Here is a 5,267-nt window from a genome sequence, read left to right as displayed (position 1 = left end):
ACCAATATAACGGTGGCTTAACACCCAATGAATCAGAGCGATTGTTCTGGAAAAACTCCAAAACTGTGGCCAGTTTTTGTTGACCACTTCACATTGCCACATGTAGAGAACAGAATTAAAACTCTCTATGAAAGTATTGGGATGTATTATCCAAGGGGCATTAATGAGTTGATCCTGGAATTCATATGTGAGAAAGGGTGGCGATTTAATGCTTCTGAGTTGAATTTTTTCCTGAAAAGCCCCGAGTTTATTGATATTGATGGCCTGGATATTACGTTTAATAAACTGCGTTACAATCGGCGCTTTCGTGATGCGGTGCTTGTCTTTATTTTTATCACCATCTTTTTTATTGGTGGATCTGTCGTGCTTTTCGGACTCAGCAAACATGATGATGGTGTGGCAAAGGTGATATTTGCTGGCGTTGGCATGGCTTTTTATCTGATATGGATAATACTGGTTTTCGGAATGTCCAGAGAAACTGGCAGGCTTGAGGGGGCGAAACGTTTTTACGGCAGCTTTTCGCCCTGGTTGAAACAGAAACAAAAAAAACTGCAACAGGTGGAGGTCCAGCCTGCGAAAGAGGCTCTTACCCCTGTGCAAGTATCCCTTCCGTCGCTTTTCACCCGGCTGGGCATATGGGGGAGGAGTAAATGGAAGACCTAACCCTCCGCTACTTCGATGCCGAGATGCGCTACCTGCGGGATGCGGCGCGGGAGTTTGCACGGCTACACCCTGAACAGGCGCGGGAACTGGGCCTGACAACACCGGGGGCGGCCGATGAATCGGTCGAGCAACTGTTCCAGGGCTTCGCCTTTCTGATGGGCCGGGTACGCGAGAAACTTGATGATGACTTTCCTGAACTGACCGAAGGGCTGATAAGCCGCCTGTGGCCGCATATCCTGCGCCCATTGCCATCGGTGTGCGTGGTGGAGATAGCCCCGGATGTGGATGAACTTAAACTACCTGAAGAGGTGGATAAACACAGCGAAGTCGTCTCACAGCCGGTGGGTGACCATCATATCCGCTGCCGTTATCGTACTACCCGAGACCTGGTGCTGAATCCTGTTGAGCTGAAACATGCCGGGTTGTTTACCGAACCGGACGGCCAGCAGGTGCTGCGGATGCGTTTTCATTGTGGCCGGAGTACCGACTGGCGACAGGTGGATTTGCGTGCTCTGCCGCTGTATCTGCACGGTGACACGCCACTGGCCTCACTGCTGCATCTATATTTGACCCGTCGCGTGACAGCCAGCTATGTCCGTCTGCCGGGGAATATCGATCGTCAGCCATTCGGGGCGCGATTCCGGCCAACCGGCTTTGAGTCTGATTCAGTGGTCTGGCCGGTGGAGGAGACACAGAACCCGGAGCATCTGCGTTTGCTGGAATATTTCACCTTCCGTGAAAAGTTTATGTTCGTTGAGCTGAACGGCCTGGAAACCATCGACTGGCCGGAAGCGCCGCAATGGTTCGAACTGGAGTTTGTGCTCAGTACGTTCTGGCCGCCTGATTTCAGCGTCAGTGAAGAGAATCTGCGGCTGCACTGTGTGCCGGTGGTGAACCTGTTTCGCCTCGATGCGCGACCGCTGGCAATCAATGCGCATCAGACCGAATACCCGCTGCGTCCGTTGCGTGATAATGACCCGCATACCGAAATCTTTGGGGTGGAACAGGTGGCAACCTCTTTCTCCGAAGATGCGGCTGTTTATACGCCTTTTCGTCAGTTTCAGCAGAAAAGCGGCATGATGCGTCATGAACGTCCGGCGCGTTATTACCATGCCCGCATCAAACGTGGCCCCTCGGGACGGAATGAAACGCTCCTGACCCTCGGCGGGGACGCGTTTGAGCATGAACGCCAGAACCCCGAAGAGCCTCTGGCCCTGAGTCTCACCGGCACCAACGGCGTGTTACCCCGTAAAGTCCTGCAAAGCGTGCTGCTGGATACGCTGGAGAGCACCACCCAGGGACCGGTCAGGGTGCGAAACCTCAGTACACCCACACTGGCGGCTTATCCCCCCCAGCGTGACCGTTTTCACTGGCAGATGCTGAGCCAGTGCGGCAGCAGCTTCCTGTGGATGATGGATAACGCAGAGGTGCTGCGTAATACCCTGGCGCTGCACTGCTGGGACGATAATGAACAAAACAGGCGCAGGCTGGCGGGCATCACCGACGTTAAACACTGGCGACTGCAGAAATGGAAGCGCTACCTGATGCGCGGGGTGGATATCGAAGTGACGCTGAATACCGGCCACTTCAGCGGTGAAGGGGATGTCTGGCTGTTTGGCTCCCTGTTGAACCGCTTCCTGGCGCAGTTTGCTGATATGCACCTGTATAACCGTCTGACACTGATACTGGAGCCGTCAGGAAAATGCCTTCGATGGAAAGAGAATCACAACTGACGTTCACCGAACTGGAAGAGAAGTTCGGGAAGCGGCTGCCGTATACCAGCTTCTACCGGTTTATGCAGTGGCTGGAACAGCGTCACCCGGAATTACCCCTGATTGGCACCACCTCACAGATAAAGAATGACCCGGTGCGCCTCCGGCCTCATCCGGGTATGGGTTTTCCGGCCAGTGAATTTAAAGGCATTGAGGTTAATCCCGACGATGACCCATTGTCGCCGCCGACCGTCAGAACCACCTTTTCAGGACTGTACGGTATCGACTCCCCGCTTCCCACGGCCTATATCGATGATATCGCCCAGAGGCGCGAGGGGCATGAAACGGTTGAGCATTTTCTTGATATCTTCAACCACCGTATTCTGACGCAGTTTTATCGTATCTGGCGCAAGCATAACTACCCGGCAACGTTTGAGCCGGGCGGTACGGACCCCATTTCATTGTGCCTGCTGAGCATTGGTGGGCTGGGTATTCCCGGCACCGGTAATAACCTCGATGCCCCGTTATCACGTTTTCTGTCCATCATCGATATCCTGCGCCAGCCCGGTAAGACCGCCGATGGCCTGACACAGCTGGTGCAAATGGTGACCCAGGATACGCAGGTAACTGTCGCGCCAAACTACCGGCGTAAAGTGGAGGTCCCTGAGCCCCGGCTGGACGGCACCTTTTTCCTCGATGACCGTCCGATCCTCGGCGGGGTGGCAACCGATATCAACAGTACCGTGGAGCTTCGTCTTTACACGGAGAGCAAAACGGATGCCCGAGGCTGGATGCCCCCGCATCAGCCGCTGTATCACGACCTGCTGTCACTCCTGCGGGTGTATCTCGGCTGGCGCTATGACGCACATATCACCCTGACCATGCCGCGCAGACTGTTTTCGGCTCCGCGTCTCAGCGTGAAACGCAACGATGAGGATGCGGTATATATGGGGTATTCGTTCCTGCTGGGCCAGGAAGATGACAGCGATACTCCCGACCCAGAGATGCCCGATAAACTGACCGTGAAGCTTGGATTTTACGAAGGGCTCACGATGAATCCACACCCACGAGACGTCACGGAGATTGACGACGAAATATGATGATAAAGCGTATAACTCTACCACTGGCCCTGATGCTGCTTACCCCATTACTTAACGGATGCGGTCTGACCCAGGGCGTTACCGATGGTAGTAAGAGCGTGGCAAAAGCTGTGTTTTATAAAAAGGTCAAAGTTGTTCACCTGCAGTTTAGTGCCCGTGCTGAACTGAACCCTGACGAAGACGGTATGGCCCTGGCGACCCGCGTACAGGTCTACCAGCTGAAAGGCCGCAAGGCGTTCGATAAAGCCGGTTATAACGCGCTGGTGGAGGATGCTGAAGCCACGCTCAGCGATGACCTGGTGGCAAAAAAAGAAATCCAGGTGCGTCCACAGCAGAGTGCAATCTTCACCATGCCGATGGATGAGCAAGCGCAGTTTGTAGCGATTGTTGCTCAGTATCGTACCCCGGACGTGCGTAAAAACAACTGGCGACTGGTACTGACGCGTGATGAGCTCGATCCTGATGATGCGCGGGTGATTGAGATGGCTAAGAATACGTTGGAAGTGAAAACAGTAGAATAATTAAGGGGGAAGGCTATGCGGCATATTGCTAAGCTAATTTTTATTTTCTTATTATTTACCAATGTAGCCTATGCAACGTTACAGTTTCAAACGCAAGCTCTGGAGGATGGAACTTTTGTCTTAATAGTTGATGGTGCTATATCCAGTGGTGATGCGCAATTATTTGCCCGAAAAATCAATTCATTCAGGCAAGATAATACTCCTCTGGCAGAAGTCTGGTTGAACAGTCCGGGTGGTGTTGTCGATGATGCACTTACAATGTCACTGATTATTTCTGAAAATCATTTAACGACTGCTGTTCCAAATAGATGGCGGTGTGTCAGCGCCTGTGTTCTTTTATTCGGCGCTGGGGCTCATCGTTATGCTATGCCAGAAAGTATTATTGGCGTGCATCGTATAAGTATAAATGCGACTGATACTGACTTTGCCAGATCATTGTCATTGGATATGGATAAGATTTATACCGAGATGAATTTCCCTGAAAACGTTAAATATAAAATGCTGACAACACCACCGAGTGATGTCTATTACCTCACCTTTCAGGATAAACAAAATATATCGGTGCGCTATTCGAATGCTCAACAAGTTAATGCTTCATACAGCAGGGCAGGCATATCTTCACCTTCCGTCGTAATTACCCGGGGAGACAGAACAGAGGCCCGTGAACTCAATCAAAAAGCAATTCTGCAAATTCGTTCTGGTCAATATTATTTGGCGATACAAAATCTTGAGGCAGCGAAGTCCATTTATCCTTCAGATGCTGAGGTTCTGGGAAACCTGGGCTATGCCTACTATATGAGCAATAATCTTTCTGCCGCACAAATGAATCTGACATCGTCCCTTCAAATTGCACCCCAGCGGGGATCATCGTGGAATAATCTTGGGCTGGTCCTCGCATCGACTAATCAGATAGAGTGGGCAACGAAGTGCTTTATAAAATACTGGAATTATTCCAGTAATAAAAGAATGGCAACAAATCAGTTCTTCTCATGGGAGCAGCAGCGACCAGGTTCGGGGATTGATATAGCATCAAAGCAGGCCCGAGCGGCTCTGGGTCTTAATGCCCCAGTCCCCTCTCGTTAGTGATAATGTATGAACAGCAACAGAAAAGAAGACTGGCAACGTTTTATCCCACCTGAATTAAAAACCGATGCCAGTAGTCTGCTCCTCTGGCTGGAGGGGTAATCCCCCCGAAAAAACGGTGTGTTTATAAGTAGAATTTCTCGTAATCTGAATCGGGGAGATTTCTATGAAAAAAGCACGTTTTACCG

5 protein-coding genes are annotated in these 5,267 nt (G+C 51.4%); all 5 read left to right on the top strand.

Annotated features, from left to right (window positions below):
• Positions 1-27 precede the first annotated feature (27 nt).
• From ACG0Z5_RS23645 to ACG0Z5_RS23625, 5 genes are read left to right on the top strand one after another with little or no spacing between them, the layout of a single operon-like run.
• Positions 28-663 carry a hypothetical protein gene (locus ACG0Z5_RS23645; protein WP_394451587.1) on the top strand — a complete coding sequence of 212 codons (636 nt, stop codon included), beginning with the start codon at positions 28-30 and terminating at the stop codon, positions 661-663.
• Positions 651-2,396, top strand: a complete 1,746-nt coding sequence (gene tssF / locus ACG0Z5_RS23640; protein WP_394451585.1) for a type VI secretion system baseplate subunit TssF — start codon at positions 651-653, stop codon at positions 2,394-2,396. The genes ACG0Z5_RS23645 and tssF overlap by 13 nt, the downstream gene beginning before the upstream one ends.
• On the top strand, positions 2,375-3,475 hold the full coding sequence (tssG, locus tag ACG0Z5_RS23635; RefSeq protein WP_394451583.1) for a type VI secretion system baseplate subunit TssG: 1,101 nt from the start codon (positions 2,375-2,377) through the stop codon (positions 3,473-3,475). Before tssF ends, tssG begins: the two co-directional genes overlap by 22 nt.
• Positions 3,472-3,996: a type VI secretion system lipoprotein TssJ gene (gene tssJ / locus ACG0Z5_RS23630; protein WP_394451581.1), complete on the top strand. Its 525-nt coding sequence runs from the start codon at positions 3,472-3,474 to the stop codon at positions 3,994-3,996. Before tssG ends, tssJ begins: the two co-directional genes overlap by 4 nt.
• A gap of 15 nt (positions 3,997-4,011) precedes the next feature.
• Positions 4,012-5,079, top strand: a complete 1,068-nt coding sequence (locus ACG0Z5_RS23625; RefSeq protein WP_394451579.1) for a hypothetical protein — start codon at positions 4,012-4,014, stop codon at positions 5,077-5,079.
• Positions 5,080-5,267: the final 188 nt, after the last annotated feature.

The organism is Scandinavium sp. M-37 (assembly GCF_043558715.1).
Classification (GTDB): domain Bacteria; phylum Pseudomonadota; class Gammaproteobacteria; order Enterobacterales; family Enterobacteriaceae; genus Scandinavium; species Scandinavium vulneris_A.
Note: the sequence above shows the minus strand (reverse complement) of the source record. Positions and strands in the feature narration are given on the sequence as shown.

Excerpts from the sequence above, each read along its gene's own strand:
- ACG0Z5_RS23645 (WP_394451587.1), top strand. The coding sequence starts at position 28 with ATGAATCAGAGCGATTGTTCTGGAAAAACTCCAAAACTGTGGCCAGTT.
- tssF (WP_394451585.1), top strand. The coding sequence starts at position 651 with ATGGAAGACCTAACCCTCCGCTACTTCGATGCCGAGATGCGCTACCTG.
- tssG (WP_394451583.1), top strand. The coding sequence starts at position 2,375 with ATGGAAAGAGAATCACAACTGACGTTCACCGAACTGGAAGAGAAGTTC.
- tssJ (WP_394451581.1), top strand. The coding sequence starts at position 3,472 with ATGATGATAAAGCGTATAACTCTACCACTGGCCCTGATGCTGCTTACC.
- ACG0Z5_RS23625 (WP_394451579.1), top strand. The coding sequence starts at position 4,012 with ATGCGGCATATTGCTAAGCTAATTTTTATTTTCTTATTATTTACCAAT.